At 58.6% G+C, this 26,462-nt stretch carries 23 protein-coding genes; 16 read left to right on the plus strand and 7 right to left on the minus strand.

Going from position 1 to position 26,462, the window contains the following annotated elements; genetic code table 11:
* Positions 1 to 26: 26 nt before the first annotated feature.
* The 9 genes from aspS (at position 27) to QSJ80_RS07720 (ending at position 8,760) form a co-directional block, all read left to right on the plus strand.
* Entirely contained in the window at positions 27 to 1,805 is a 1,779-nt protein-coding gene (aspS, locus tag QSJ80_RS07680; RefSeq protein WP_285763846.1) for an aspartate--tRNA ligase, read from the plus strand.
* 62 nt (positions 1,806 to 1,867) lie between these two features.
* Positions 1,868 to 2,611 carry a YebC/PmpR family DNA-binding transcriptional regulator gene (locus tag QSJ80_RS07685; protein WP_285763847.1) on the plus strand — a complete coding sequence of 248 codons (744 nt, stop codon included), beginning with the start codon at positions 1,868 to 1,870 and terminating at the stop codon, positions 2,609 to 2,611.
* 87 nt (positions 2,612 to 2,698) lie between these two features.
* On the plus strand, positions 2,699 to 3,568 hold the full coding sequence (locus QSJ80_RS07690; RefSeq protein WP_285763848.1) for an MBL fold metallo-hydrolase: 870 nt from the start codon (positions 2,699 to 2,701) through the stop codon (positions 3,566 to 3,568).
* Between the two features lie 84 nt (positions 3,569 to 3,652).
* Positions 3,653 to 3,883, plus strand: coding sequence for a DUF2789 domain-containing protein (locus QSJ80_RS07695; RefSeq protein ID WP_285763849.1), 231 nt, complete (start codon positions 3,653 to 3,655; stop codon positions 3,881 to 3,883).
* 91 nt (positions 3,884 to 3,974) lie between these two features.
* Positions 3,975 to 4,958 (plus strand): LpxL/LpxP family Kdo(2)-lipid IV(A) lauroyl/palmitoleoyl acyltransferase, encoded by a 984-nt coding sequence (lpxL, locus tag QSJ80_RS07700; protein WP_285763850.1) that lies wholly within the window; start codon positions 3,975 to 3,977, stop codon positions 4,956 to 4,958.
* A 93-nt stretch (positions 4,959 to 5,051) separates the two neighbouring features.
* Positions 5,052 to 5,927: a 4-hydroxy-tetrahydrodipicolinate synthase gene (gene dapA / locus QSJ80_RS07705; RefSeq protein ID WP_285763851.1), complete on the plus strand. Its 876-nt coding sequence runs from the start codon at positions 5,052 to 5,054 to the stop codon at positions 5,925 to 5,927.
* Positions 5,928 to 5,972: 45 nt separating this feature from the next.
* Complete coding sequence (locus tag QSJ80_RS07710) at positions 5,973 to 7,136, plus strand: NlpB/DapX family lipoprotein (RefSeq protein WP_285763852.1); 1,164 nt, start codon at positions 5,973 to 5,975, stop codon at positions 7,134 to 7,136.
* A gap of 7 nt (positions 7,137 to 7,143) precedes the next feature.
* Positions 7,144 to 7,908 (plus strand): MBL fold metallo-hydrolase, encoded by a 765-nt coding sequence (locus tag QSJ80_RS07715; protein WP_285763853.1) that lies wholly within the window; start codon positions 7,144 to 7,146, stop codon positions 7,906 to 7,908.
* 48 nt (positions 7,909 to 7,956) lie between these two features.
* Positions 7,957 to 8,760 carry a sulfite exporter TauE/SafE family protein gene (locus QSJ80_RS07720; RefSeq protein ID WP_285763854.1) on the plus strand — a complete coding sequence of 268 codons (804 nt, stop codon included), beginning with the start codon at positions 7,957 to 7,959 and terminating at the stop codon, positions 8,758 to 8,760.
* 15 nt (positions 8,761 to 8,775) lie between these two features.
* Here the strand turns inward: QSJ80_RS07720 and QSJ80_RS07725 are convergent, their stop codons facing one another.
* The gene (locus QSJ80_RS07725; protein ID WP_285763855.1) at positions 8,776 to 9,591 is read right to left on the minus strand and encodes a hypothetical protein; all 816 of its coding nucleotides are present in this window, start codon (positions 9,589 to 9,591) and stop codon (positions 8,776 to 8,778) included.
* An 82-nt stretch (positions 9,592 to 9,673) separates the two neighbouring features.
* Complete coding sequence (locus tag QSJ80_RS07730) at positions 9,674 to 10,120, minus strand: YaiI/YqxD family protein (RefSeq protein ID WP_285763856.1); 447 nt, start codon at positions 10,118 to 10,120, stop codon at positions 9,674 to 9,676.
* Between the two features lie 169 nt (positions 10,121 to 10,289).
* Here QSJ80_RS07730 and QSJ80_RS07735 point away from each other — a divergent pair, with 169 nt between their 5' ends.
* The 3 genes from QSJ80_RS07735 (at position 10,290) to QSJ80_RS07745 (ending at position 13,822) form a co-directional block, all read left to right on the plus strand.
* Complete coding sequence (locus tag QSJ80_RS07735; protein ID WP_285763857.1) at positions 10,290 to 10,739, plus strand: GNAT family N-acetyltransferase; 450 nt, start codon at positions 10,290 to 10,292, stop codon at positions 10,737 to 10,739.
* Positions 10,740 to 10,948: 209 nt separating this feature from the next.
* The gene (locus tag QSJ80_RS07740; protein WP_285763858.1) at positions 10,949 to 12,478 is read left to right on the plus strand and encodes a peptide MFS transporter; all 1,530 of its coding nucleotides are present in this window, start codon (positions 10,949 to 10,951) and stop codon (positions 12,476 to 12,478) included.
* A 186-nt stretch (positions 12,479 to 12,664) separates the two neighbouring features.
* Positions 12,665 to 13,822: a tetratricopeptide repeat protein gene (locus QSJ80_RS07745; RefSeq protein WP_285763859.1), complete on the plus strand. Its 1,158-nt coding sequence runs from the start codon at positions 12,665 to 12,667 to the stop codon at positions 13,820 to 13,822.
* 14 nt (positions 13,823 to 13,836) lie between these two features.
* Here the strand turns inward: QSJ80_RS07745 and QSJ80_RS07750 are convergent, their stop codons facing one another.
* The 3 genes from QSJ80_RS07750 to QSJ80_RS07760 form a co-directional block, all read right to left on the minus strand.
* Positions 13,837 to 16,965: an error-prone DNA polymerase gene (locus tag QSJ80_RS07750; RefSeq protein WP_285763860.1), complete on the minus strand. Its 3,129-nt coding sequence runs from the start codon at positions 16,963 to 16,965 to the stop codon at positions 13,837 to 13,839.
* Between the two features lie 12 nt (positions 16,966 to 16,977).
* Positions 16,978 to 18,465: a Y-family DNA polymerase gene (locus tag QSJ80_RS07755; RefSeq protein ID WP_285763861.1), complete on the minus strand. Its 1,488-nt coding sequence runs from the start codon at positions 18,463 to 18,465 to the stop codon at positions 16,978 to 16,980.
* Positions 18,466 to 18,604: 139 nt separating this feature from the next.
* Entirely contained in the window at positions 18,605 to 19,009 is a 405-nt protein-coding gene (locus QSJ80_RS07760; protein ID WP_285763862.1) for a DUF1761 domain-containing protein, read from the minus strand.
* A gap of 102 nt (positions 19,010 to 19,111) precedes the next feature.
* Here QSJ80_RS07760 and QSJ80_RS07765 point away from each other — a divergent pair, with 102 nt between their 5' ends.
* Positions 19,112 to 19,990, plus strand: coding sequence for an NAD-dependent protein deacetylase (locus QSJ80_RS07765; protein ID WP_285763863.1), 879 nt, complete (start codon positions 19,112 to 19,114; stop codon positions 19,988 to 19,990).
* Positions 19,991 to 20,131: 141 nt separating this feature from the next.
* Positions 20,132 to 21,154 (plus strand): DUF2860 family protein, encoded by a 1,023-nt coding sequence (locus tag QSJ80_RS07770; RefSeq protein ID WP_285763864.1) that lies wholly within the window; start codon positions 20,132 to 20,134, stop codon positions 21,152 to 21,154.
* 32 nt (positions 21,155 to 21,186) lie between these two features.
* Here QSJ80_RS07770 and QSJ80_RS07775 read toward each other — a convergent pair whose 3' ends face one another.
* The gene (locus QSJ80_RS07775; protein WP_285763865.1) at positions 21,187 to 22,020 is read right to left on the minus strand and encodes a metal-dependent hydrolase; all 834 of its coding nucleotides are present in this window, start codon (positions 22,018 to 22,020) and stop codon (positions 21,187 to 21,189) included.
* A gap of 283 nt (positions 22,021 to 22,303) precedes the next feature.
* On the opposite strand from QSJ80_RS07775, the gene QSJ80_RS07780 reads away from it, so the two are divergent.
* Positions 22,304 to 23,281 (plus strand): homocysteine S-methyltransferase family protein, encoded by a 978-nt coding sequence (locus QSJ80_RS07780; protein ID WP_285763866.1) that lies wholly within the window; start codon positions 22,304 to 22,306, stop codon positions 23,279 to 23,281.
* Between the two features lie 77 nt (positions 23,282 to 23,358).
* Here the strand turns inward: QSJ80_RS07780 and QSJ80_RS07785 are convergent, their stop codons facing one another.
* Positions 23,359 to 25,227 (minus strand): serine hydrolase domain-containing protein, encoded by a 1,869-nt coding sequence (locus tag QSJ80_RS07785; protein ID WP_285763867.1) that lies wholly within the window; start codon positions 25,225 to 25,227, stop codon positions 23,359 to 23,361.
* Between the two features lie 288 nt (positions 25,228 to 25,515).
* Here QSJ80_RS07785 and QSJ80_RS07790 point away from each other — a divergent pair, with 288 nt between their 5' ends.
* A complete protein-coding gene (locus QSJ80_RS07790; RefSeq protein WP_285763868.1) occupies positions 25,516 to 26,394 on the plus strand; it encodes a hypothetical protein in 879 nt (292 codons plus the stop codon).
* The last annotated feature ends 68 nt before the right edge of the window (positions 26,395 to 26,462 follow it).

Raw genomic sequence — 26,462 nt, forward strand, 5'->3', positions numbered from 1 at the left:
GAAAGATATATAAGGAAGCCAACTCAATGCGCAGCGACTACTGTGGCGACATCCGCGCAACGGACATAGACCGCGAAATCACCTTGTGCGGCTGGGTTGATCGCCGTAGGGACCACGGCGGGGTTATTTTTATCGACCTTCGCGACCGCGAGGGCATCCTGCAGGTGGTCTTTGACCCGGATGCCGCTGAACACTTTGCCCAGGCCGACAAGGTGCGCAATGAGTATGTGCTGGAAGTGACCGGCCGTGTGCGTGCGCGCTCCCCGGAAACCGTGAACCCGAATATGGCGACCGGTGAAGTCGAGGTCTATGGCACCGAACTGAAAATCCTCAATGCGGCGGAGCCGGTGCCGTTCCAACTGGATTCCCACACCTCCGTAGGTGAGGATGTGCGGCTCAAGTACCGCTACCTGGACCTGCGCCGCGACGAGATGCAGCACAACCTGCGTTTCCGCTCCAAGCTGACCAACGCCATTCGCAATTTCCTGGATGAAGAGGGCTTCCTCGATATCGAGACCCCGATCCTGACTCGCGCAACCCCGGAGGGCGCGCGAGATTACCTGGTGCCGAGCCGCACCCACGGTGGCAAGTTCTTCGCCCTGCCGCAGTCGCCGCAGCTGTTCAAGCAACTGCTGATGGTTTCCGGTTTCGATCGTTACTACCAGATTGCCAAGTGCTTCCGCGACGAAGACCTGCGCGCTGACCGCCAGCCGGAATTTACCCAGATCGATATCGAGGCCTCATTCGTGGATGAAGCCAGGATCATGTCGGTCACCGAGGCCATGGTGCGCAAGCTGTTCCTGGAGCTGAAAGGCATCGACCTGGGCGAGTTCCCGCGTATGCCGTTCTCCGAGGCCATGGAGCGGTACGGCTCGGACAAGCCGGACCTGCGTATCCCGCTGGAGCTGGTGGAAATCAAGGACCTGATGAAGGAGGTCGATTTCAAGGTGTTCTCCGGCCCGGCCAACGATCCCAAGGGCAGGGTTGCGGCGCTGCGCGTCGCCGGCGGCAATGAGAAGCTGACCCGCAAGCAGATCGACGATTACGGCAAGTTTGTTGGTATTTATGGCGCCAAGGGGCTGGCCTATATCAAGGTCAACGATGTGGCGGATGTGGAGAACGGTCTGCAGTCGCCGATCGTGAAATTCCTGTCCAACGATGTGCGTGCGGCCATTCTCGACCGCGTTGGTGCTGAATCTGGCGACGTAATTTTCTTCGGCGCGGACACCGCCAAGGTGGTATCCGAGGCGCTGGGCGCACTGCGCTGCAAGATTGGTGAGGACCTCAACCTGTACGAGCGCGAATGGGCGCCGCTGTGGGTGGTGGACTTCCCGATGTTCGAGGACGACGGTGAGGGTGGCCTGACGCCGTTGCACCATCCGTTTACTGCGCCTTCCTGTTCCCCGGAAGCGCTGAAAGCGAATCCGGAAGTGGCACTGTCCCGCGCCTACGATATGGTGCTGAACGGTTGCGAGCTCGGTGGTGGTTCCATCCGTATTCACGACCAGCAGATGCAGTCCGTGGTGTTCGATATCCTCGGCATCGACGAGCAGGAGCAGCGCGAGAAGTTCGGCTTCCTGCTGGATGCACTGCGCTACGGTGCGCCGCCACACGGTGGCCTGGCATTTGGCCTGGACCGTCTCGTAATGCTGATGACGGACAGCGATTCCATTCGCGATGTGATCGCTTTCCCGAAAACCCAGAGCGCCGCCTGTGTCATGACCGACGCCCCGGGTGCTGTAGACAGCAAGCAGCTGCGCGAGCTCAGTATTCGCCTGCGCCAGAAAGAAGAAACCAGCGCGTAAGTCCCGCATGAAAATGAAGACCGGCGCCTCCTGAACAGGCGCCGGCATCCCAGGAGATTGTTATGGCAGGCCACAGTAAATGGGCCAATATCAAGCATCGCAAGGCGGCCCAGGACGCCAAGCGTGGCAAGATCTTCACCAAGATCATCCGTGAGCTGACTGTCGCGGCGAAAGCCGGCCCCAACGCGGACGACAACCCGGCGCTGCGGGCCGCCATCGACAAGGCGCTCGGTGCCAACATGAAGCGTGACACCATCGACAAGGCGGTCGCCCGTGGTGCCGGCAACGCGGACGGAGATAACTACGAGGCGGTGACCTACGAGGGTTACGGCGTGAGTGGTGTAGCCATTCTGGTGGAGTGCCTGACAGACAACCGCAACCGCACTGTGGCGGAAGTGCGCCACGCCTTCACCAAGCGTGGTGGCAACCTTGGTACCGATGGCTCCGTTGCCTACCTGTTCTCCAAAAAGGGCCAGATCACTTTCGGTGAAGGGGTCGATGAGGACGAGCTGATGGAAGCCGCGCTGGAGGCCGGCGCCGAGGATGTGGTGACCAATGACGATGGCAGCATCGATGTCACCACAGAATTCCAGGATTACCTGAATGTGAAGGACGCCCTGGTTGCGGCCGGTTTCGAGCCGGTAAATGCGGAAGTCGCCATGATTCCGTCCACCACTGTCGAGCTCGATGAAGGCAGTGCGGAAAAAGTGATGGGACTGGTGGATATGCTGGAAGACCTGGATGATGTGCAGAACGTCTACTCTAACGCAGATATCCCGGAATCCGTGCTGGAAAAGCTCGGCTAAGTGCGCTTTTACGGTTTGTAATAAATAGAATCTCCAATACCTCGCCCTGCGGGGTATTTTTTTGTCCCGGGGAAGGGGGAGCTGGTTATGGGAAGTGCTGCTGGGGAAGTGGGTGTTGTGGAGATCCTGGCGCCGGGTGTGCGCCGGGTCGTTGCGCCAAATGGCGGCCCCATGACTGGTGCGGGCACCAATACTTACCTGATTGGTGAGCGGGAGCTGCTGGTACTGGATCCGGGGCCGGATAATGCCGGGCATCGCGCTGCGATCCTGGCTGCGGCAGGTGACGTACCTATCCGCAAGATACTGGTCACCCATACCCACTGCGATCATTCTCCTTCGGCACTGCCGCTCGCGCAGGAGACCGGTGCCTCCCTGATCGGCGCGCCAATGGCAAACGATGGGCACCAGGACGCCACTTTCCAGTGTGATATTTGCCTGAGTGACGGTACCAGCATTGAAATCGATGGCCTGGCACTGCGTGCGATCGCCACGCCCGGGCATGTCGCCAATCATTTCTGCTTCCTGCTCGAGAGGCAGGGCATCCTCTTCACCGGCGATCACATTATGCAGGGCTCGACCGTGGTGATTATCCCGCCGAGCGGAGACATGCACGCCTATATGCATTCTCTCAGGAAGTTACAGACACTGGGGCTTGAAGCGCTGGCGCCCGGGCACGGAAACCTGATACCGACTCCACATGAAACCATCGATGCCCTGATCCAGCATCGCCTCGGGCGCGAGCGCAAGGTGCGCGAGCAACTGGCGCTGCACGGCCCGGTTTCCCTGAAAGGGCTCACGCCGCATGTTTACGACGATGTCGATGCACGCCTGCACCCGGTCGCACAGTACTCGCTCTGGGCGCACCTGCTCAAGCTTGAGAAGGAGGGCATTGCCCGCAAGCAGGTGCGGGATCACTGGTTGTTCGGCGACGAGGTCTGGTCGTTACTGGAGGAGTAACCTTCCTGGCGGTGCGAGCGGGAGACGCTGGCTCGTCTGGCTATACTGGTTGGGTTTCAATTTGCAGCCCTACGGAGGTGACCTGTGGAGCCCAGCCAGCACACCATCAACGAACTGTTTTCCCAATTGGGTCTCGGCTCGGAAGATGGCGATATCGATGCCTTTATTGACGCCCACCAGCTCAAGAGCAGCGATTCGCTACTGCGTGCCGAGTTCTGGAGCGATTCCCAGCGCAGTTTCCTGCAGGAGGCACTGGAGTCGGATTCCGACTGGTGCGAGGTAGTTGACCAGCTGGACGCGCGTCTGCGCCAATAATTGTTGCAGGGTGACGTGGCGCCGCAGTTCAGTCCGGGACCGCTGGCGGCTATAATGCGGCGCTTTCTTATAGCGCGAAACCCTGCCTTTCATGGATAGACCCCATTTCACCCCCGCACTCCTGCATCCCCGATACTGGTTTACCTGGCTGGCCATCGGCCTCTGGGTGCTGGTTGCCCACCTGCCTTATGGCTGGCAGCTGAGCCTGGGGCGCCAGCTCGGGCGCTTCATGCAAAAGTTTGCCAAGCGCCGCCGGGTGATCGCCGAACGCAACCTGGCGCTGTGTTTCCCGGAAAAGTCGGATGAGGAGCGGGCACAGCTGCTACACGCGAATTTCGATTCCATGGGTATCGCGCTGATGGAAACCGGCATGGCCTGGTTCCGCAGCACGGCGTGGATCCAGAAACTCTTTACCCTGGAAGGCGCCGAGCACCTGGAGGGCAGGGAGCAGGGGGTGGTGTTGCTGGCGATGCACTTCACCACCCTGGAAATCGGCGCCGGCTACCTGAACTCCCGCTTTGCCATCGACGGCATGTACCGCGCCCACAAGAATCCGGTGTATGACTACGTGCAGCGCAAGGGCCGGGAGAAGCACAGCCGCTCCACCCGTGTATACCCGCGCGAGGATGTGCGCGGCATGATGCGCGCCCTCAAGGGCGGGCGCACGGTCTGGTACGCGCCGGACCAGGATTACGGGATCAAGCAGGGTGTATTCGCGCCGCTGTTTGGCATACAGGCGGCCACGGTTACCGGTACCTCGCGCTTTGCCCGCGCCGGCAAGGCTGCGGTGGTGCCCTACTGTGTCGAGCGCCTGCCGCAGGGGCGCGGGTACTGCCTGCGGGTGTACCCGCAGCTGGAAGATATTCCGTCCGGGGATGAGTACCTTGATGCCTGCAGCGTAAACCGATTCGTTGAGGCGCGCCTGCGTGAGCTGCCGGAGCAGTACATGTGGGTGCACCGGCGCTTCAAGACCCGCCCGGAGGGGGAGGCCGATGTTTACGGTTTGCCCAAACGCAAGCGCAAGCGCCGCCGCTCCAGGGAGCGTGAAAAGGCGGTGGTATCGTCCAAAAAGTAACCAGCTTGTGCGCAATGATGCCTGTCAGTAACATTGCGCCTTTATAGCCGCCCGGGGCAGAAGCCCGGGCCTGATTTCCGGGAGAAATTCGCGATGTTTTCAGGGAGTATGGTGGCCCTGGTCACACCAATGCATGCAGACGGTTCAATCGACTGGGAAAGCCTGCATAAATTGGTTGAATGGCACATAGAGCAGGGAACCCACGCGCTTGTTGCGGTGGGAACCACCGGTGAATCCGCGACTCTCAATGTGAACGAGCACCTGGAGGTGATTCGCCACGTGGTCGACCAGGCCGCAGGGCGTATTCCGGTGATTGCCGGTACTGGCGGCAACGCTACCCAGGAGGCGATCGAGCTGACTGAGGCGGCGGCGAAATGCGGTGCCGACGGTTGCCTGCTGGTAACCCCGTATTACAACAAGCCGACCCAGGAAGGCCTGTACCAGCACTACCTCGCCGTGGCGAAAGCGGTGGATATTCCCCAGATCCTGTACAACGTGCCCGGCCGTACCGCCGTGGACATGTTGCCGGAGACCGTGCTGCGACTGGCTGGGGTGCCCAATATTGTCGGTATCAAGGAAGCCACCGGTGACCTTGAGCGGGCACGCAGCCTGATTGAGGCGGCGCCGGCCGACTTTGTGGTGATTTCCGGGGATGACGCTACCGCAGTCGAACTGATGCTGATGGGTGGCAAGGGTGACATCAGTGTCACCGCGAATGTGGCGCCGGCAGCGGTCTCGCAGATGTGCGAGGCGGCCATTGGCGGTGACGCCGAAACGGCCCGTGCTATCAATAAAAGAATCGCGCAACTGCACCAAAACCTGTTTCTGGAGTCCAACCCGATACCGGTTAAATGGGCGTTGCAGGAAATGGGCAGGATGCCGGCCGGTATCCGCCTGCCACTGACACCTTTGTCAGAGCAATTCCATGAGCCTGTACGAGAGGCAATGCGCCAGGCGGGCGTACTTTAAGGTCGGCAAGGTCTGCCGTCCCGGAACGAAAATTAGGTAAAAATAATGAAGAGAATTCTGACGAGTGCTGCGCTGGCGGCCCTGGCTGTGTCGACAAGCGGTTGTGGAGCACTGTTTGGCGAAGAGGGCCTGTTCCGGGACAAGAGTAACGACTACCTGCGTGCCAGCACCCTGCCACCGCTGGCACTGCCGGCCGGGGTCGAAACCGCGGCCCAGGAAGAACTTTACGAGGTGCCTCTGGTAGCTGACCAGAGTCGTCAGGCAGAGGACTTCGAGGTGCCGCGCCCGCAGCCGCTGGCCGTCAATGTGATGATCGACCGGGTCAAGATCCAGAAGCTGGGCACCAGCCGCTGGGTTCTGGTAAACCAGCCGCCGGAAGAGGTGTGGCCGCAGGTGCGTTATTTCCTCAGCTCCGCAAAACTGCCGCTGGCCGCTGCTGATGCCAGTGCCGGCACGCTGGAAACCGGCTGGTTGCGCTTCAAGGACGATACCGCCAACAAGGACAAGTACCGCCTCCAGATTGAAGAGGGCGTTCAGCCGGATACCACTGAGATCCATGTGCTGCACCACAGTGTTTCCAATGACATGCCGGACAGTGTCCGCGTCGACTGGCCGCGCAAGTCCGACAATCCCGAGCGTGAGGGCTGGATGATCGACGAACTGTCGTCCTCACTGGCGACTACGGATGCGGGCGGTGCAGCTTCTGCTTCCCTGGTGGCGCGCGCGATTGGCGGCAATACGGCCAACAAGGTGCGCCTGGCAGAACCGCGCGGACAGGAGCCATACCTGGCGATGGCGCTGCGCATGCGTCGCGCCTGGGCAACAGTTTCCCACTCCCTGAACAACGGTGCTTTCCGCACCCACCTGGATGATTCCGATATCCATATCTTCTACGTGAGCTACGACGAATCGCGCCTGTCAGAAGAAGAGGATGGCTGGTTCTCCGGTGTGTTCCGTCGCGACAACAAAGAGATCCCGGCGGATACCAACCTGACCCTGCCGGAACTGTTGGCGAACATCGACCCTGAAGCCATGCTGGCGGTGCCGGAGCAGGACGTGAAAACCCAGCGGGATATCCCGGGCTATATCGTGTTCATGTACCAGGGCACCAGCAATATCGAGGTGCGGGTGCGCGATACCCGCGGTATGCCGATTTCCCGGAACAAGGCAGCCAAGTTGCTGTCCGAGATTCGCCGTAACCTGATTTGATCTGTCGATGACGCTTCGCTTTGCCTCTATTGGCAGCGGCAGTCGCGGTAATGGCACGCTGGTCGAGTCCTCCGGCCAGCTGCTGCTGGCGCATTGTGGTTTTACCATCAAGGAAACCGAGCGGCGCATGGCGCGGCTCGGGGCGTCGCCTGAAGACCTGTCTGCGATTGTCGTCACCCACGAACACAGTGACCACCTTTCCGGTGTCGCGCCGCTTGCGCGCAAGTACGGTATTCCTGTTTACATGACGCCGGGTACTTTCCGTGCGCGTGATATCGGCAAGCTGCCGCAGCTGCACCTGATCGAGGGCCATGAACCGTTCAGTGTTGGTGATATCGAGGTCACGCCTGTGGCAGTGCCACACGATGCGCGCGAGGCAGCGCAGTATGTGTTCGCCTGTGCCGGCAAGTCAGTGGGACTGCTCACAGACCTGGGAACTGTCACGCCGCACGTCGAGGCGCATTTCGGCCGTTGCGATGCGCTGGTGCTGGAGGCCAACCACGACCCGCAGATGCTGGCGGCCGGGCCTTATCCACCGTCACTCAAGCGCCGGGTCGGCGGCGCCTACGGGCACCTGAGCAACCAGCAGGCAGCCGGATTCCTGCACCGGACTGGCAGCAGTCATCTGCAGCACCTGGTGGTTGCCCATATCAGTGAGAAAAATAACAGTATTGAAGTCGCGCAGAAGGCGCTGGCAGAGGTTGCGGAAGCAGCAGCCAACTGCATTTATGCGTGCCAGGAGCAGGGCTTCGCCTGGCTCACGGTCGAGTAGCCGCGTCATTCAATATTCGCCGATTGCGGTAACGGGAAGGGAAGGCCTGTGGAAATATTACTGATCTATCTCGGTGTCGGTATCGCCGCCGGCCTGATCGCGGGCCTTTTTGGTGTGGGCGGGGGCCTGATCGTTGTGCCGGCGCTGGTGCTGGCATTTAGCGCGCAGGGATTCGACAGTGCTGTCCTGACACATATGGCAGTGGGCACCTCCCTCGCGACCATTATCATCACCTCCCTCAGCTCCATTCGCGCGCATCACCTCAAGGGTGCGGTGGACTGGCCCCTGTTTCGGCGCATGGCGCCGGCGATTTTTGTAGGCTCCTGGCTCGGTGGCATCACCGCGGATTATATTCCCGGCGCGAAGCTGCAGTTGCTGATCGGTGTGTTTGCCATAGCGATCGGTATTCGTATGTGGCTGTCGCGGCGCGCGGCCGCTGCCGATGGTGAAGAGCAGATTCCGGCTGCACCGGTAGTTCTGGGTGCGAGCGGCCTGATCGGATGGGCCTCGGCCATCTTTGGTATTGGCGGTGGCTCACTGACGGTGCCACTGCTGAGCCGATTTCGTGTGCGCATGCAGCGCGCCGTTGCCACCTCGGCTGCCTGTGGTTTGCCCATCGCAATATCCGGCACATTGAGCTTTATGGTGCAGGGTTGGGACAACCCGGCACTGCCGGCCTGGAGCAGTGGCTATGTCTACTGGCCGGCATTTTTGGGGATAGTCATCACCAGCAGCGTGATGGCCAAGGTCGGGGCTAAGCTGGCCCACAGCCTGTCCCCGGAGGTATTGAAAAAGCTGTTTGGCCTGCTGCTGTTCCTGATTGGCCTGCGCTTTCTCCTCAGTAATATCTAGAAACGCGTGATTTTTTCAGGCTGCCGCGGGCGCGGCCCCGGGTTGACGGGTAGCTGCCAACCAGCCTGCCATGCAGGCAATCATCCCCAGTACGGTCCCGAAGGCAAAGACAGCAATGGCGGACACATTGCTTAATGCCATCATCATGTCTTTCCAGGCATCGGTACGCCCCAGAGTCCAAAAAAGGATATAGGAGAAAAGCGTGATCGCACCGGCGAGTAGCCATGGCCAGCCATCCTTCCTGTTGCGCAGGTACAGGAAAATTGTAATCCCTACCGCCAGGGCCATGCTCAGTAGTACGTTGTACTCGAAGCGATACAGCGTTTCGAGCCCTGTGACCAGCAGACCCGGCACATAGTTGCCAAGCAGGCGGGCAAAAATCGGCGAGATCATGGCGATGACGGTGCTGAGCATTAGTGCCGAGTGAAGCTTCACATTCCGGCGGAACTTAAGCGCCAGATAGACCAGCAGCGCGGTAGCGAAAACATAAAGAATATCGGCGGTCAGCAACGGCATGCCGACTTGTGCATAAAACGGGCTCCCGGCGGCGAACCTGACTGCGCCCAGGTGGGATACCAGGGCAAAGGATCCGATCAGCAAAGGAACAAGCACGAATAGTGTTAGGCCTAACTGCTTGTGAGCATTAAAGTTTTTTCGGGTAGCCAGCCAGTTTTGTGCCGCAAGCAGGAGGATCCAGGCTGTTCCGGTGATGCCGTGCCAATGGTGGACGTAGTTCGCGGTGCCCAGCCGGCCAAAGTAAGATGGCCAGAATGCAATGACCGTGACGGGTATTAGCGCCAGTAACCAATAATGTGCGGTTTTGTAAGGCATTGAGGTGTCTCCCTCATTTTATTGTACCGTTCAAATATTCGGCAGCGCCTTACTGGTTGTCAATTACACAGCACTACGCAAATCAGCGCTTCTGCGCGAGCATCCGGTCGAGCTGGTTGGCGAATGCCTGTTTGTCCTGGGGGCTGTAGGGTGGCGCACCGCCGGACTGGACGCCACTTGAGCGCATGGTTTCCATAAAGTCGCGCATGTTGAGGCGTGCGCCGATGTTGTTTTTGGTCAGGCGCTCGCCGCGGGTATTGATGACCTGTGCTCCTTTCTCGATCACCTCTGCGGCCAGGGGGATATCGCCGCTGATCACCAGGTCGCCTTCCTGTGCCCGCCTGACAATTTCGTTGTCGGCAATGTCGTAGCCTTTCTCGACCTGCAGGAATTTAAGGAACGGCGACGGGGGAATGGACAACGTGTGGTTGGCCACAAAGGTCACCAGGGTTTCCGTGCGGCGCGCCGCTTTAAAAAGAACTTCTTTTACCGGTACCGGGCAGGCATCGGCATCGACCCAGATCTGCATTGCTTTAACTGTATTTCCGGTTGATCATCTCTGCTCGGGATGGTGCCACATAGGTCATGGGAAAACGACTACCACAGCAATCCTCTTTGATGCCTTGATGGGCCGTGCAGGTGCGTGGATGATTGTCCGTGTGTCACAGGGAGCAGAGATGGGAGCGCGCGTGAGAAATATGGAAGTATTTTTGCTGGATGGGGGCCGGGACCTGGACCCGGTCTGTACCGTGTTGCTGGAATTGCGCCCGCAATACACGCTGGAGTCCATAAGAGAAGCCGTGCTCGAACAGCTGGCAGAAGGATATCGGGTGGCGTACGTGAAGCATGCGGGGGAGGTCGTCGCAGCGGCCGGGTTTGTCATTTCGCGCAAACTCGCCTGGGGTAAGCATATCTACGTTGACGATCTGGTAACTGCGGAGCACTGCAGATCGGGTGGTGCGGGCAAGCTACTGATCAGCTGGCTGAAGCAGTTCGGGCGCGAAAACGATTGTGTCGAACTGCACCTCGACTCCGGTGTGCAGCGGTTTGCCGCGCACGGTTTTTACCTGCGGGAAGGTTTCCATATCTCCAGCCACCATTTCACGCTGACCGACCTGCAAGGTGATTCCGGCAGCGCTGAAAAATAACCACTCGGCTTGTGTGTGTAAATTTTATGCCGAGATGGTCCCTCTGATACCCTGACAGTCACCGGGATACGGGACTTGGCGGTTTCAATTGCAACGATTCGCCTGACAATCCCCCAGCTGTTACACTCGGGGGGTTTTGTTCTTGAAAGCCGGACGCCGGTTGAGCGCGGACGCAGCAATAAATTTTAATAACAAGTGGGATTCAGCTTATGTCGTCGAATGCACACCAGAACACCGAGGGCTTCTTCGGTCACCCGAAAGGGCTATCCACCCTATTTTTCACTGAGATGTGGGAGCGCATGAGCTACTACGGTATGCGCGCCCTGTTGGTCATGTTTATGACCGCCAGTCTGCAGAGAGAAGGCCTCGCATTCACCGCAGCTGCAGCCGCGGCCATCTATGGCCTCTACACCGGTGCGGTGTACTTCCTCGGCCTGCCGGGTGGCTGGATTGCTGACCGCCTGCTCGGTGGCCAGCGCACCGTATGGTACGGCGGCATCATTATCATGTGCGGCCATATTGTTCTGGCCATTCCGAGTGAAAGCACTTTCTTTGTCGGCCTGATTCTCGTTGCGACTGGTACCGGCCTGCTCAAGCCCAATATCAGTGCTCTGGTCGGTCACCTATACCAGCCTGATGATGTGCGCCGGGACAGCGGCTACGCCTTGTACTACATGGGTATCAACATCGGTTCATTCATTGGCTACATGGTCGTAGGCACATTGGGTGAGAAAGTTGGTTGGCACTGGGGCTTCGGTGCAGCGGCCGTGGGTATGGCAATCGGCCTGATCCAGTATCGCAAGACTATCGGTAACTTGGGCGATGCCAGTCTTGAGCCGGAGCACCCGATGAGTGCTGCAGGTGCTAAAAAGGCATGGAGCGTGATTTGGGCCGTCGTTGCTACTGCGGTGGCGATCACCGGCCTTACCATGGCGGGAGTAATCACTATTAACCCCGTAGCTATGGCCGAGTATGTAGCCTATGCGTTCACTGCAATTTTCCTTCTCTACTTCGGCTATATCTATTTTGGTGGTGGCCTTAGCGAGGCTGAGAAAAAAAGCATGTGGGCTTTGTTCCTGGTCTGTGTGGCTTCGGCCTGCTTCTGGTCCGGTTTCGAGCAAGCAGGTTCATCTCTGACTCTATTCACCCAGGATTTCACCGACCGCATGATCGGTTCCTTCGAGGTACCGGTGAGCTGGTTCCAGAATATTAACCCGCTTACGATTATTATTCTGTCGCCCTTCTTTGCCGCGCTGTGGATCAACTTGGGTAAGCGCATGATCTCCCCGTCGTACACCCTCAAGTGTGCAGTCGGCCTGATGATCATGGCTACTGGCTTCATCGTTATGTTTTTCGCCGCCCAGCAGGCGGCAGCTGGCCTCAAGGTGGCACCTTACTGGCTGGTAGCCACATACTTCCTGCACACGGTGGGTGAGTTGTGCCTGAGCCCGGTAGCGCTGAGTGCAGTGAGCAAGCTGTCCCCGCGCCGTTTTGCCGGCCAGATGATGGGTGTGTTCGTACTGACTTACTCTATCGGTAACGTAATCGCCGGTCTGCTTGCAGGTAACTTTGACCCGGAGAATGTTTCTACATTGCCGAACCTGTACCTGCAGATCGCGATCTTCAGTATTGGTATCGGTGCGGTGATCGCCCTGATCAGCCTCAAGTCCAAGTCTTGGGAAGCCCGAAGTGAGGGAACCCAGGCTGGCGTGAAAGGCGCTTCAGGCTCCGCAGCCTGATCCCTCTGACACCCGGATGATCGAGAAGGCCGCTGGAGACAGCGGCCTTTTTTGTGGGTGGCCGAATACCCGGGCATGTACCGGGACGCTCGAGGAGGGGATTGCAATTGCCCGCTCAATAAATGTACAGTCTTGTGGTGTGCCTTTTTGTCGTTGTATGAGCTGTATGACAACCGGGAGAATAATTTGAAGGGGCTGGTCCTCGTCCTGCTTTGCTGTGCCTTGCTCAGTGGCTGCGCCAACCCGCGCCAGCCTGTGATCCAGGAGCCCGTGGATGCGGGTTACCTGCTGAGCGGCGAGGCACTGCTGGGGCGTGAGGTGACTTCTGCCGAGCTGCCGGCGGACCCTGTGCTGCAGCTCTCCCCGGAGATGCGGGGCTTCCTCGATACCATCTCCCCGGATGCCTCCCCGCATACCCGCCTTAATCGCCTGCTACGGACCTGGGGCCGGGGCCGTTTCAATATGCAATACGACGCTTCCCAGACCTTTCCGGCCAGTGAGACCTTCGATAGCCGGGTTGGTAACTGCATGTCGTTCGCGAACATGATGGTGGCGCTGTCGCGGGAGCTGGGCACCAACGCCTATTACAACTTTGTCGAGGTACCGCCGACCTGGGGGCAGGACGACCGCAGTTTTGTGACCTACCAGCACATCAATGTGGTGGTGGAGCAGCCGCACGGCCGCCGGGTAATGGATTTCAACCTCGCCGCCTATGACGCCACCTATCCACAGTGGCGCCTGACCGACCGCGAGGCATTTGCCTATTACTACAGTAATCGCGGGGTAGAGGCCATGAACCGCGGGCAGCCGGAGCTGGCGTTCCTGAATATGCGCAAGGCGCTGGACCTCAACCCGGGCAACAGTTATTTCTGGGTGAACCTGGGCGGCCTCTATAGCCGCAGTGGCAAACAAGGCCCTGCTGAGCAGAGCTATCGCCAGGCGTTGCTTATCCGGCCGGATAACCTGCTGGCGATGAGTAACCTGGAGCGACTCTATCGCGCGCAGGGGCGCTTTGCCGAGGCTGATGCCTATGCGCAGATGGTGGTTTTCCATCGCCAGCGCAACCCGTTTTATCTCTATCACCTGGCAGAGCAGGCATTCGAGGCGGGTGACTACCGCACGGCCCGTAGCAACCTGCAGCGCGCCCTGCGCAAGATTCCCGAGGATCATCGCCTGCACTTCCTGCGCGGCAAGGTAAATCACCAGCTTGGCCGCTATGACCAGGCCAGAGAGGATTTTCGGACCGCGGTGACGCTTGCAGACACTGACGAGAGCAAGCAAATCTATATGCAGCGCCTGGCTGAATTCGGTGAGCAGATGCGTGCCGAGGTGGCAGAGCAGTGATCGGGTTGGCTGATTCAGTGAAAATCATGTGATTGAACATCCAGTGTGAGCCTGTCGCTCAGGTCCTGGATATTGCCTGCCACCACATGGATTACCGGCGTGGTTTCCACACCGTCGGCAAAGCGGCTTTCGGTACGCTGTACCGTACCCTTGATCAGCAACAGCTTGCCGCGCAGGATTTCCCGCTGGTGCCGCTCCTGCACACCCTCCCAGACCACGATGTTGCTGTTACCAGTTTCATCTTCCAGTGTCATAAACAGTACCCCGGCGGCAGTCGACGGACGCTGGCGGCAGGTCACCAGGCCGCAAATCCGCACGAAACGCCCGTGCGTCAGTTTCGCCAGATCCGCTGCACGGGTGCAGCGGCTGAACGGGTGCTGCGTACGTAACAATGCAAGAGGGTGGCGGCGCAGGCTGAGCCCCAGGTGCTGATAGTCTGCACTCACTTCTTCCACCTCCAGTGGTGTCGGCAGGTAACTGCCATCGTGCAGCGGGCCATCCTCCACCAGTAGCGGGCGCGACTCCTCGATGGCGCTGACTTCCCACTGGCTCTGGTGGCGGTGGCCGCTGAGGCTGTGCAGGGCATCACCGTGGGCAAGGCAGTCGAGGTCGCGGCTACTGAGCCGATAGCTACCGGCACGGCAGCGATTGTTGAGATCGCCGATACTTGCGAAGGGCGTTGTGCCGCGTGCGGTGAGCAGTGTTTCTGCGGCCTGCCTGGCGAGCCCGCGCACCAGGCGCAGGCCGAGGCGCAGCTGCGGTTTGCCCGGGTTGCTGGTGGCGATGAGGGTATGGTCCCAGTCACTGTGGTTGACGCACACCGGCAGGATTTCCACATGGTGGCGGCGCGCATCCTGGATCAGCTGTGATGCGGAATAGAAGCCCATTGGCAGGCTGTTGAGCAGGCCGCAGAAAAATGCCGCGGGGTGATGCCGCTTGATCCACGCAGAGGCATAGGCCAGCAGGGCGAAGCTCGCGGAGTGGGATTCGGGGAAGCCGTAATCGCCAAAGCCTTTCATCTGCTCGAACAGGCGCCCGGCATAGTCTTCGCTGTAGCCGTTGGCGAGCATGCCGTCGATCAGTTTCTGGCGGTAGTGCAGCAGGTTGCCGTTCTTGCCCCAGCTACCCATAGCGCGGCGCAGCTGGTCGGCTTCGCCGCCAGAAAAATCGGCAGCTTCCATGGCGATCTGTATCACCTGTTCCTGGAAAATTGGCACACCGAGGGTGCGCGCCAGTACATTGCGCAATTTGAGATAATTCTCGTCCTGCTCCGGGCTTTCCAGTCCCTGGCGGCGACGCAGGAAGGGATGCACCATGCCCCCCTGAATCGGGCCCGGGCGGATAATGGCGATTTCGATTACCAGGTCGTAGAAGCACTGCGGGCGCAGCCGCGGCAGCATGCTCATCTGTGCACGCGACTCCACCTGGAACACGCCGATGCTGTCTGCCTCGCACAGCATGTCGTAGGTAGGTTTGTCGTCGCGCGGTATCTGCGCCAGCTCGAATGGCCTGCCCAGGTAACCGGATATGTAGCCGAGGCTCTTGCGAATCGCACTCAGCATACCCAGTGCCAGCACGTCTACTTTCAGCAGCTTGAGTGATTCCAGGTCGTCCTTGTCCCACTGGATGATGGTGCGGTCTTCCATGGCCGCGTTCTCCACCGGCACCAGCGCGCTGACGGTGTCTTTGGCAATCACGAAACCGCCCACATGCTGCGACAGGTGGCGCGGGAAGCCGACGATCTCCTCCACCAGTGCCACAAACTGTTGGGCGATGCGGGATTGCAGATCGATGCCGGCTTCCTGCAGTTTTTCATTCAGCAGGGCGGGGTTCCTGCGCCACGACAGTGAGCGGGCCAGCTGCGCCACCAGTTCCTCGCCGAGGCCGAGCGCCTTGCCCACGTCGCGCACGGCACTGCGGGCGCGATAGCTGATGACCGTTGCGGCGAGGGCGGCACGCTCGCGGCCGTACTTGCGATAGATGTACTGAATGACTTCCTCGCGCCGCTCGTGTTCGAAGTCCACATCGATATCTGGCGGCTCGTCGCGTTCACGGGAGATAAAGCGCTCAAACAGCAGTGAACTTTCCGCCGGGTTGACGCTGGTGATAAACAGGCAGTAACACACAGCGGAGTTGGCAGCGGAGCCGCGCCCCTGGCAGAGGATCTGCTGGCTGCGGGCGAACTGGACTATGTCGTATACAGTGAGGAAATAATGCTCGTATTGCAGCTCTGCGATCAGCGCCAGTTCCTTTTCAATCAGCTGGCGCACGCTGTCTGCAGTGCCTTCCGGCCAGCGCTGTTGCGCACCATCTTCCACCAGTTCGCGCAGGTACTCCGATGGCGTTTTGCCCTCCGGGACTACTTCCCCCGGATACTCGTAGCGCAGGGTGTCGAGAGAGAAATTGCATTGTGCGGCAACCCGTGTGGTTTCCTGCAGCAGCTTTTTCGGGTAAAGGCTTTGCAGCAATTGCCGCGGGCGCAGGTAGTGTTCGGCATTGGCCATGAGCCTGTGGCCAAGCTGTTCGACGCTGGTGTTGTGGCGGATGGCGGTCAGCACGTCCTGCAACGGCTTGCGCGCAGGAATATGCATATGCACATTGCCGCAGGCCACCAGCGGTGCTTCCAGCAGGGTGCCAAGCCCGTACAGCGACTCCAGGTATTCCTGCTCGCTATGGTGCCAGTGCAGGTGGGCACCTACCCACATCCTGCCGGGAAACCACTGCGCCAGCTGTGCGCCCAGCGCTGCTTCTTCATCCAGCCGGTGTCGCTCCGGCAGCCAGATCACAAGGCAGTTGCGCAGATGTTTTTTCAGGTCTTTTAACCCAAGTTCATACTCGCCCTTGGGGCTGCGCCGGCGCGCGCGGGTGATCAGCTGTGACAGCGCCGCATAGCCGCCGCGGTTCTGCGCAAGCACGGCAATGCTGGTTTCTTCACGCAGGCGAAAGGTGCTGCCGATCAGCAGCTTGATGCCGTGTACCTTGGCTTCATTGTGCGCGCGCACTACGCCGGCCAGGGAACATTCGTCGGTAATAGCGATGGCACTGTAGCCGAGTTCTGCGGCGCGCCGCACCAGCTCCTCGGGATGCGAGGCGCCGTGCAGGAAGGTGAAGTTGCTCAGGCAATGGAGCTCTGCGTATGACATAGCCAGTGCTCGCTACGCAAACACGCCGTGCAGGAACCAGCGTCGGTTGCCCAGGTGCTGGAAGATCCAGTAAAGGCCGCCGTCTTCAGTTGCCGCGATGTAATAGTCCCGCGCGCAGCGAGCCTGCCACCAGTTACCGTCGATCCGTTCCGGCCCTTCTACCAGGGTCAGCGGTCCGTTGTACCAGGGCTTGTCATCCCGCAATGGCAGCAGCTCGGGTTTAGGCAGCAGCCAGTGCGGCCGCGGCGGCAGTGTCTCGATGGCGATCTCTGCCCGGGCCTTGCCGCTGCTGATGGGAAACGGCCGCTCTTCCCACGACAGTTCCGGCACATGGTTCTCCACCAGTGCAAACTGCATTGCGGCGCCGCTGCCGAGACGGGCGTTGAGCCTGTCCGCCAGGCGCCGCAACTTCTCCTGCTGTAGCGCCTGTTGCTGTGCCGGATCCGGGAACAGGTCGGACGCGCCCAGCAGGGACTGGTCGGCAACCGGGCTGAATGCATCGCTGTGCAGGCGAATGGTTTCCACTCCGTCGGGGAAGCGCTGCTGCTCCAGTTTGAGCTGGCTCAGGCTGGCAAAGGTTTCCCGGTCGTTACCCGGTTGCGCCAGGTCCACGGCCAGCTCGCGCGATTGTTTGTCGGCACTGATAAAGGTCCAGTGCAGCCGGCCGCACAGCAGCTGGCGCACGCGCAGGTAATCTTCCAGATAGCCCAGCAGGCGCCCCATGGGGAAGCGCATCTGCTCGGTGGAGGTGAGACTGTGGCCGATCTGGACTTCCTGCCGGAATACCTCCGGAGGGGCGAACAGCGGTTGTGGATCGGTTTCACTCCCGTCGATGCGGTCCAGATAGCGGCAGAATTCCTTGCCGAACCGTTTGCCCACCTGTGCGCGCGACAGGCGCAGTATTGCGCCGAGCTGGCGCAGGCCCATGCCGTGCAACTGTTTGCGCACCCGCGCACTGCAGTCGAGGCTGTCCACCGGCAGTGCCCGCAGGCGCTGCAGCAGCTTTTCCCGGTCCAGTGCCTGTGTGTCAGGTTGCCAGCAGGCCAGCGGCGACTCGGGGTCATGCAGGCTAAGCAGGCTGGCGGCTTCCGGACTGTGGGCGAGGCCGAACACAGGTGCGCTGACCTGCTCAGCAAGACCACTGCTAAAGCGCTGCCAGAAGGTTTCCAGCGAGCCGTGCAGGCGCAGGCAGGAGCCTATTTCCAGCAGCAGGGCATCCGGCTGGCGCAGGCTGACCTGGGGGGTAAAGCGATAGCTCCAGGTGGCAAGGCGCTCCAGTGCCTGCTGCTCGCGTTCACGTTCTTGCGGTATCACCTGCAGGGCCTGGTGCAGGCTGCGTGCCCGGCTGACCAGTAATCCCGCTTCTATACCGGCTTCCAGGGCCGCGGCATTGGCCATGACCACGCGCTGCCCGGCCGCAATCGCGGTGGGACGGGCGCTGCGCTCGGCGGCAAAGACCGCCAGTGGCAGCAGGGGAAAACGGGTACACAGCCAGAGCATCGGGGCACAGGTAGGGCTCAGTTAATAACGGTACTGTGAATATATACAGTATTTCGGGGATGGCAAGGGTGATGTGCGGCCGGGGCGTCAGGGGAGGGAGAGTTGACGCCAGGGAGGCGTCAACCGTCGAGGATTGAGTTTAGTGCCAGGCTCCGAGTATCGCGCCCATCAACGTAAACGCCACCAGGTTGTAGCCGGCATTGATGGACCAGAGTTTGAAGGAGCGTCTTTCGAACAGGTCGTTGACCCCCATGGTGGTTGCCACGAAAGCGACGGCCAGCAGAATGCCGTGGATAATGCCGGCAACGATACTCTTCTTGCCCAGAATCATGGCCAGCGCGGTGGCCGCAATCAGCATCAGGATAAAGCTCAGACCGAAAGTGATGGCCGGGTGCCCCTGCCGGGCCTTTTCCTCGGTCATTCCGGTTTCCGCCATCCAGGGCTTTGAAAACAGCGGGCCATACCAGATGCCGCCGACGATAAAGGCTGAAAAAGCCGCAACGAAAACGGCAGCAAAGTTGATATCTGCGAATGCGTGTTCCATGGTGGATCCTCGTTTTTATTATTGAACGGGGCGAGAATATCACGCCAGAGCGCCATGTGACGCTACAGTTAAGAGGCGGGATATTAATTAAAAGGAAATCCCTTGGCTGGAATACCGAATAATCCTGGCGGCACCAACTTCGCGGGTACTGATCGACTGCCGCCGGACGAGGCCGGTCAGCAGCTGGCCAACTTCATTGGCCGCCACAGGCGTTTGCTGGTCCTGACCGGTGCTGGCATCAGTACCGATTCGGGCATTCCTGCCTATCGTGACGAGCGTGGCGTCTGGAAAAACCCGCCGCCGGTTCAGCACCAGGACTTTATGGGTAGCGAGGAAGCGCGCCGACGCTACTGGGGGCGCAGCCTGCTGGGTTGGCCGCTGCTGAGTACCTCGCAGCCAAGCGCCGGGCATCACCACCTGGCTGAGATTGAACAGCGCGGGCACCTGGAGCTACTGGTGACCCAGAATGTGGATCGCCTGCACCAGCGGGCCGGCACCCGACAAGTACTGGACCTGCATGGTCGCGCGGACGAAGTGGTGTGCATGGGTTGCGGTGCGCGTAGTGAGCGGCAGCGGATACACGACCACAGCGCTGCGATGAACCCCTCATTTCTACAGCATCAGGCGGGCGCGGCACCTGATGGTGACGCACAGCTGGAATTAGACTTCAGCAAATTCCTTGTTATTGACTGTGAACACTGTGGCGGGATTCTGAAGCCGGATGTCGTGTTTTTCGGGGACAATGTACCGCGCGATCGCGTGGATGTGGCGCTCCGGGCGCTGCAGCAGAGTGACGCGCTGCTGGTGGTGGGTTCATCATTGATGGTGTACTCGGGCTTCCGTTTTTGCCGCCACGCACACGCATGGGGCAAGCCCATTGCCGCGCTGACACTGGGGCGTACGCGGGCCGATGACCTGCTCGACCTGAAGCTGAACGCCAGCATCGGTGAAACCCTGCAGGTATTGCTCGAACAAATGTAACGGGTTGAGGGATCGCACTGCCGCACCCGGCGTGAAGATCGTGTGAAGATCACGTGAAAATGCGCGAAATCGGCTGCCATACGATTGCAGCTATGGCTGCGGCACAGAATAATCCGCCCAAACCGTCTATCTATAAGAGTTATGAAAAAGATATATCTCTGTGGTGCCTTGCTCTGCGCCGTCTCGAATGCCGCCCTGGCCCAGAACCCGTTTGCGATTCCGCAGGAGAAAGGTTGGTCCGGCTGGGTGAACCTGGGCGTTGGCGGCATACGCCGGGCCAGTAACCTGTCGGCGGGATCCTCCCTGGAGGCAGACAAGGGGGCGCGCACAGACTCCCTGTTTGAGTCGCCGGACGCGGTTTCGGTACCGACGCCCGCATTTGCCGCCGACATCCGTTACACCATGGTGCCCGGCAAGCTGCAGTTCTATTTTGGTGGCCTGATACAGGACATCCTGCGATTCGACCTGGCCCAGCAGGTGGGGGTGCGATATCACCCCGAAGGTTACGGTGTGGTGAGTGCGTCGGTGGTATTCACCGGCGTGCCGCGGAATGTCTGGGAAGATCCCTATCTGGAGAATATCGATCGGGATGAAACCCAGCGCGAGGCGCTCGGATTCAGGCTTGGTTACAGCAGTATCGAGCGAGCCGGCCCGGAATTCGACTACACCTATCGCAGCATCAGTCTGGATGAAGAATCCGGTGCTGCGCTGGTGGCCTCGGATGTGCTGACACCATTCCAGGCGGCCATGCTGGACAGGGAGGGCAGCACGCACTTTGTGTCTGCCGGCTACCGTGTACCGGTGGATCGCTGTAACCGCCTGATTCCTCAGGTCATTTACGAGGAGAGCGACCTGGATGGGGAGGCCGTCTCAGGTAGTCGTGTGGGGCTGCAGATGACTCATGTCTGGACCAGCAAGCCCTGGACTGTCATTACCAATACCTATGCCGGCCTGCGCGATGCGGATGACGAGCACCCGTTATATAGCGAGCGCGCGGACGCCAGCGAGTGGGCCATCAACTCACGGGTTTCCTACCGGCAGTGCTTCGGCTGGGAAAACTGGTCGTGTTTTGCCAGCGCCGGCTACGGGCGCAGCAACTCGGACATCTCCTTCTTCGATGTCGACCTGACCAATGTTTCGGCCGGGGTTACTTACCGTTTCTAGGCTTTTGGCACGCGTCCGGGTTCAGGCCCGGGTCAAGCCTGCGACAAGCCGAGCCGATCGGTCCAGTCTCCAATCAGTGTGCGGTCATCCACGTCCCAGGGGTGGAAATCTTCCCGGTAGAAATCGCGATAGGGCTTGCGTACGCTCGGCATAAGGCCGTGTTTGCCATAGAAAAATTTCCACGCCTTTTTCAGGTGTCGCCAGCGCGGCAGGATACGCAGTCGCCACAGAGTAATGGTGGTGTAGCGGATCATCCGCAATACGAATATCGTGACGCTGATCCTGCACATGGCGCGCAGTATCTTGCGATCACCGCATTGCTGCATAAAAACGTCAAAAGCCACAGCCTTGTGCTCGATCTCTTCCACCGCATGCCAGAGAAACATTTCCCGGATGGACTTGGGGAAGTCTTCCAGCACCTGCGGGGCTGACAGTATCCAATGTGCCATGATCGCGGTGATATGCTCCATGGAGACGGTCATCGCGAGGATTTTTTCGGGCGGCAGCTTGCTCAACCGGTCATCCAGCACGGACTGCAGGCGCTGCTCGAACCTCGCCATGGGTATCCCCATTTCCGCAAACTGCTGGTTGATCCGGTCGTGGGCCACACCATGGTGGGCTTCCTGGTGGATAAAGCCGCGTACCTGTTCTTTGAGCTTCTCCCCTTTCAGGTTGTCCTGGTAATGGCGTGCGGACTTGATGAAATTGCGCTCGCCAGCCGGGAACGTCGAGGACATCGACGCAAAGAATGCCGCCACTATGGGATTTTCGGAAAACCACTGCTCCAGCGCATCCTGTTCCTCACGGAAGCGCATCGCGCGCGCCGGAACCTTCAGGCTGGAACCCAGGTGGGCTGTGTCAGTCATGGGTCAGTCCTATCTTGCCTGAGTGTATTGATAACACAGTTACCTCGCCCGTGGTTTGACCTGAGTGAATATTCCGCAGATGAATGGGGTCAGAGCCGATTGGTGGGGTCAGAGCGCAAGCTCTGACCCCTTATATTCGAGCGTGGACCTATAGGATCAGAGTGAACACTCTGACCCCTCTAATCCATGCCTCGAAACCGTACAGTGGTACCTGAGATCGCCTTGTGAGCGGAATTATCCTCCGATATTCTCGAATGGAACAATAAAAAAGGAGAGGTAAATAATGGCTGATTCAAAGTCTTTTCCGTCTCAGCAGGAAGGCCGAATTTATCTTTCTGAAGGAGGCTCTGAAACTGAACTTATGTACAAGCATGGCTTTGAACTGCCCGAATTTGCCATGTTCCCGATGCTGGATAATCCGGATGCCGTGGCAACGATGCGGGATATGTTCAGAAGTTACCTGGATGTTGTCGCAAAGCACAAAGCATGTGCACTCATGGGCGGGCTGGACTACCGTGCTAGTCCGGATTGGGGCAAGTTGCTCGGATATTCTCCGGAGGGGCTGGCCGAGGCAAACCTGAAGGCGATCGGATTCTTGAGGGAAATCGCCAGCGAATACACCTCGGATATCGAGGATATTCGGTTCCAGGGGCTGATTGGCCCACGCGGTGATGCTTATGAAAGAAACGAAACCATCACCGAGAGTGAAGCAGAGGACTACCACTCTGTGCAGCTCGAAACCCTGAAAAAAGCGGATGTTGATCTGGCTCTGGCCATTACCTTCAACAACATTCCGGAATCTATCGGCGTGGCACGGGCAGCTGCCAAAATTGGCGTACCGCTTGCGATTTCATTTGGTCTGGATAGTAATTCCCGGCTTAACTCCGGTCCCAGCCTGGCCGAGGCAATTACCATGATCGATGAGGCAACAGGTGGCTCACCCGAATTTTATTCCATCAACTGCTCGCATCCGGTGGAATACGAACCAGCGATCGGGCCGGGCGACTGGATCAAGCGCATCAGGGGAGTGCGGCCAAACGCCTCAAAGATGGAAAAAATTGAGCTTTGTGCGATCGGCCACCTGGAAGAAGGTGATCCGGTAGAACTCGGCCAGCTATGTGGCGACCTTGCCAGGCGTTATTCTCATATGGATATCTGGGGTGGCTGTTGTGGTACATGGAGCAGACATCTGGACGAGATCGCCAGGAATGTCTTGGCTGTACGCAAGACCTATTCAAGGGAACTCACGCCTGCCGACTGACAATCAGGCCGGTAATCACGATAAATGGGGTCAGAGCGCAAGCTCTGACCCCATTTATCGTTCTGGCCTCATTCATTTTATGCCCAGGTACGCAGGCCAATCACGCCGAAATACAGCAGGTAGAGCATTACACTGCCGTGCAGTAGCGCGCCCAGCGTCGAGTGCCAGTAGGCCACGCGGTTCATGGTGACATTACGCGCACGGTAAACGGCATACAGGCCCATTACGGAAAACGCCGCAAACAAGACGGTCGCGAGCATGATGCCGACCGAGATAGGGCTGGGATTTCCCAGAATCTGCATCGGGTTTGTACGAGCGCTAATAATCAGACTAACCAGCGCAAGAATGGAAAGGCTGCTCAGCAGGGGCCAGATGCGCACATGGGTGGGCAGGCCGGAGGGTATCTTTTGCTGTAAGCGTCGCACGCCCCAGATCGGGAAGATCAGGAATGAGCTGGCCATAAACACACCCCATGCACCGCCGGTACCTAGCAGGCCATATACTGTTGCACTGCTTACCGGTTGGTAGGTGTTCCTGTCTGTCTCGATGATGTCTCCAGCCAGCGGATCACTGGTAATTGCGAGCCCGGCCAGACTGATATCCTTCGGACGGAAAAGGCCCTCGCCAAGCGGGTAATAATACTCGGGCTTGCCCCCCAGCAGGGGCTTGCGCGCGATGCGGTTGTCCTCAATCCAGATTGATTCGACCCCGGTGATACGTTCCAGGAAATGGCCTATCTGCATTCGTGGGTTGATAGGCATGTACAGGCCGGTGATATTCGCCGGAAGGCTGGCAAGCGCGGGGTCTTGGTCAATTGCCTGCGGTTTGAGATCTCGTGTTTCATAGGCGCGCACCAGTCTTGAGATTTCCTGTCTGGCTGCGCTATTACCTGAATTGAGCATAATTGCGTGGCCGGCTTTCGCCTGCGGCAGGTAAGCGAGCACTGTCCGGCCACCATTTACTGCACCACCATGTTCCCGGTACACCCAGTTTCCGTAGGCTGATGAATAGTTGCTCAAGCCATAGCCCAGCTTTAGCCCGGCTAGGGCGCCATTGGTGCTGGTGCTGCGCTCCATCCGTGAGAGGGATTCCGGCGTTATCAGCGCCTGGTCGTCAACACTGCCCCGATTGACAAAAAACTCGACAAAACGCGCCATGTCCTTCGGCGAGATATTGATGGCACCGGAGGGCCGCATGATGATGTGGTGGTAATCAAGCGGCTGGTTATTGGCATAAAGCGTAACGCCGTGCTTCTTTACGTCTTCATTCTGGCGGTAGCTCACGGTTTCCATACCCAGAGGCCGGAAGAACTGTTCAGCGACATAGTCCTCGAAATCTTGCCCCGTGATCTTCTGGACTATGTAGGCGGCGACAGGTGGGCCCGAGTTGCAGTAGGCCATGCGGGTACCGGGTTTCCAGCGCGACTTACGTGAATGTGGGTGGTAGTCGAGGCCCTGCTTGAGCGTCACGGGATTCGGGTTGCTGTAGGCAAATTCCGCCAGGTGAATGTCGTCCCAGCCAGTGGTGTGTTCAAGCAGGTGCGCTACGCGAATCGGGTCGGTGTCTTCCCAAGGGTTCTCATATGCAATTTCCGGGGCCAGGTCTGACAGCCTGTCATCCAGAGACAGTCGCCCTTCCTCCACCAGCTTCAGTACGGCGAGAGAGACAAACATCTTCGAAGTCGAGCCGATGCGGTACATGGTTCGCTCATCCGCGATGATCCCCTTCTCAAGATTGGCCTTGCCCAGCGAACCTACCCAGACAGGGCCGTTTTCATCCACCATGGCAATACCGACAGCCGGTACCTTGTGTCGTTCCATGGTCTCGGCAATTGCCGCCTTTAGCTCCGCGAGTGTGGTTGGCTTGAATTCGGGTTCGCTGGAAGCAAATGTGTTGAAGGAAGAGAACCCCCAAAAGATAGTGAGTGCAGCAATAAATCTGAGCATATTGATAATTCCCGTACTTTTTTATTTGCTAGCTCCGGGGGTTCACGACGATCAGTGATCCATCGCAATTTTTTTCCCTGAAAATGGTAAATACCATAGAGCCCCGGGTGTGTCATTGTCTGATGCTTGTCAAAAAATTATACGGTGAAAACAGATCGCTGCTCGTTTAATACCTTTTGTTCGAAGTGTTATTAAGCCATTCTGAAGATGTGTGATGAATGTCGTTGATTTTTTTGGGTGATTGATCCAGCTTTATTCTGCGCTGGGACCTTGTGCCCTCCGTAATTAATGGACAAGCGTACCACTCAGGGTTGGCGCGCGATGCTAGCGGGGAAGAAAAATAATATGCCTTATCCAAATTCCAGATATTACGTCCTAGCTGTTCTGTTAACCATAATTGTCGGGTTTTGGGATAGTTATTTCGTATCGTTTTGGGGGGGGCCTCTGGCATTTCATGTTCATGCAATGACGTCTCTTGTCTGGATCGCACTATTGTTGTTTCAGGATTGGTCGATTCGCAATCGCAGGCGGGATCTGCACAAAGTCGCCGGGATGGCCAGTATGGCGATTTTTCCCTTCGTGATTGTTGGATTTGTAATGATAGTCAACTTTTCGGCAGCTGGTTTCGTTGCAAACCAAAGTCCCGTCGCCAGGTATGTGGCACCTAGCTTTGCCCTAGGGATGATAATTGCGATTCTTGCCTACCTGACAGTTTTTTATCAGGCGCTAAGAAACCGTAATAACGTGCGCTTGCATGCTGGTTATATGTTGGCGACTCCACTTATTCTCGTCGAGTCTCCTTTTAGTCGTATTATCATGGCCTATCTCCCGTTTCTGATTGTCACTGGCTCCGACTACCCACAACGTATTATCGATGCAATTGTCGTGGCAATGGCGCTGTCTGTTGTGCTTGCATTATTTCTGTATTTCCGTTTTAGGGAATACGGCATGCCGTTTCTGGTTGCCGCTATATTTTTATTTGTTGAGGCAATATTCATGTATTCAGGTACATATGCAGAATGGCTTCACCCATTGCTGGAGTCCTATGCGCAGGTGCCAGCAGAGGTCACCTTATCTATTGGATTTGTCCTGGGCGCATTGGCAAGCTATCTGGGCTGGAAGTCGACGGAGAAACGGGCGCTACCAAATGAAGCAGTGGTGTCGTAATGAGGCTATCTATCCGTTTCCGGTAAGCAGCAAATTCTGTAGTTTGAACCGGTGTTACTTCATAAGAA

Source organism: Biformimicrobium ophioploci (assembly GCF_030270605.1).
GTDB lineage: Bacteria > Pseudomonadota > Gammaproteobacteria > Pseudomonadales > Cellvibrionaceae > Biformimicrobium > Biformimicrobium ophioploci.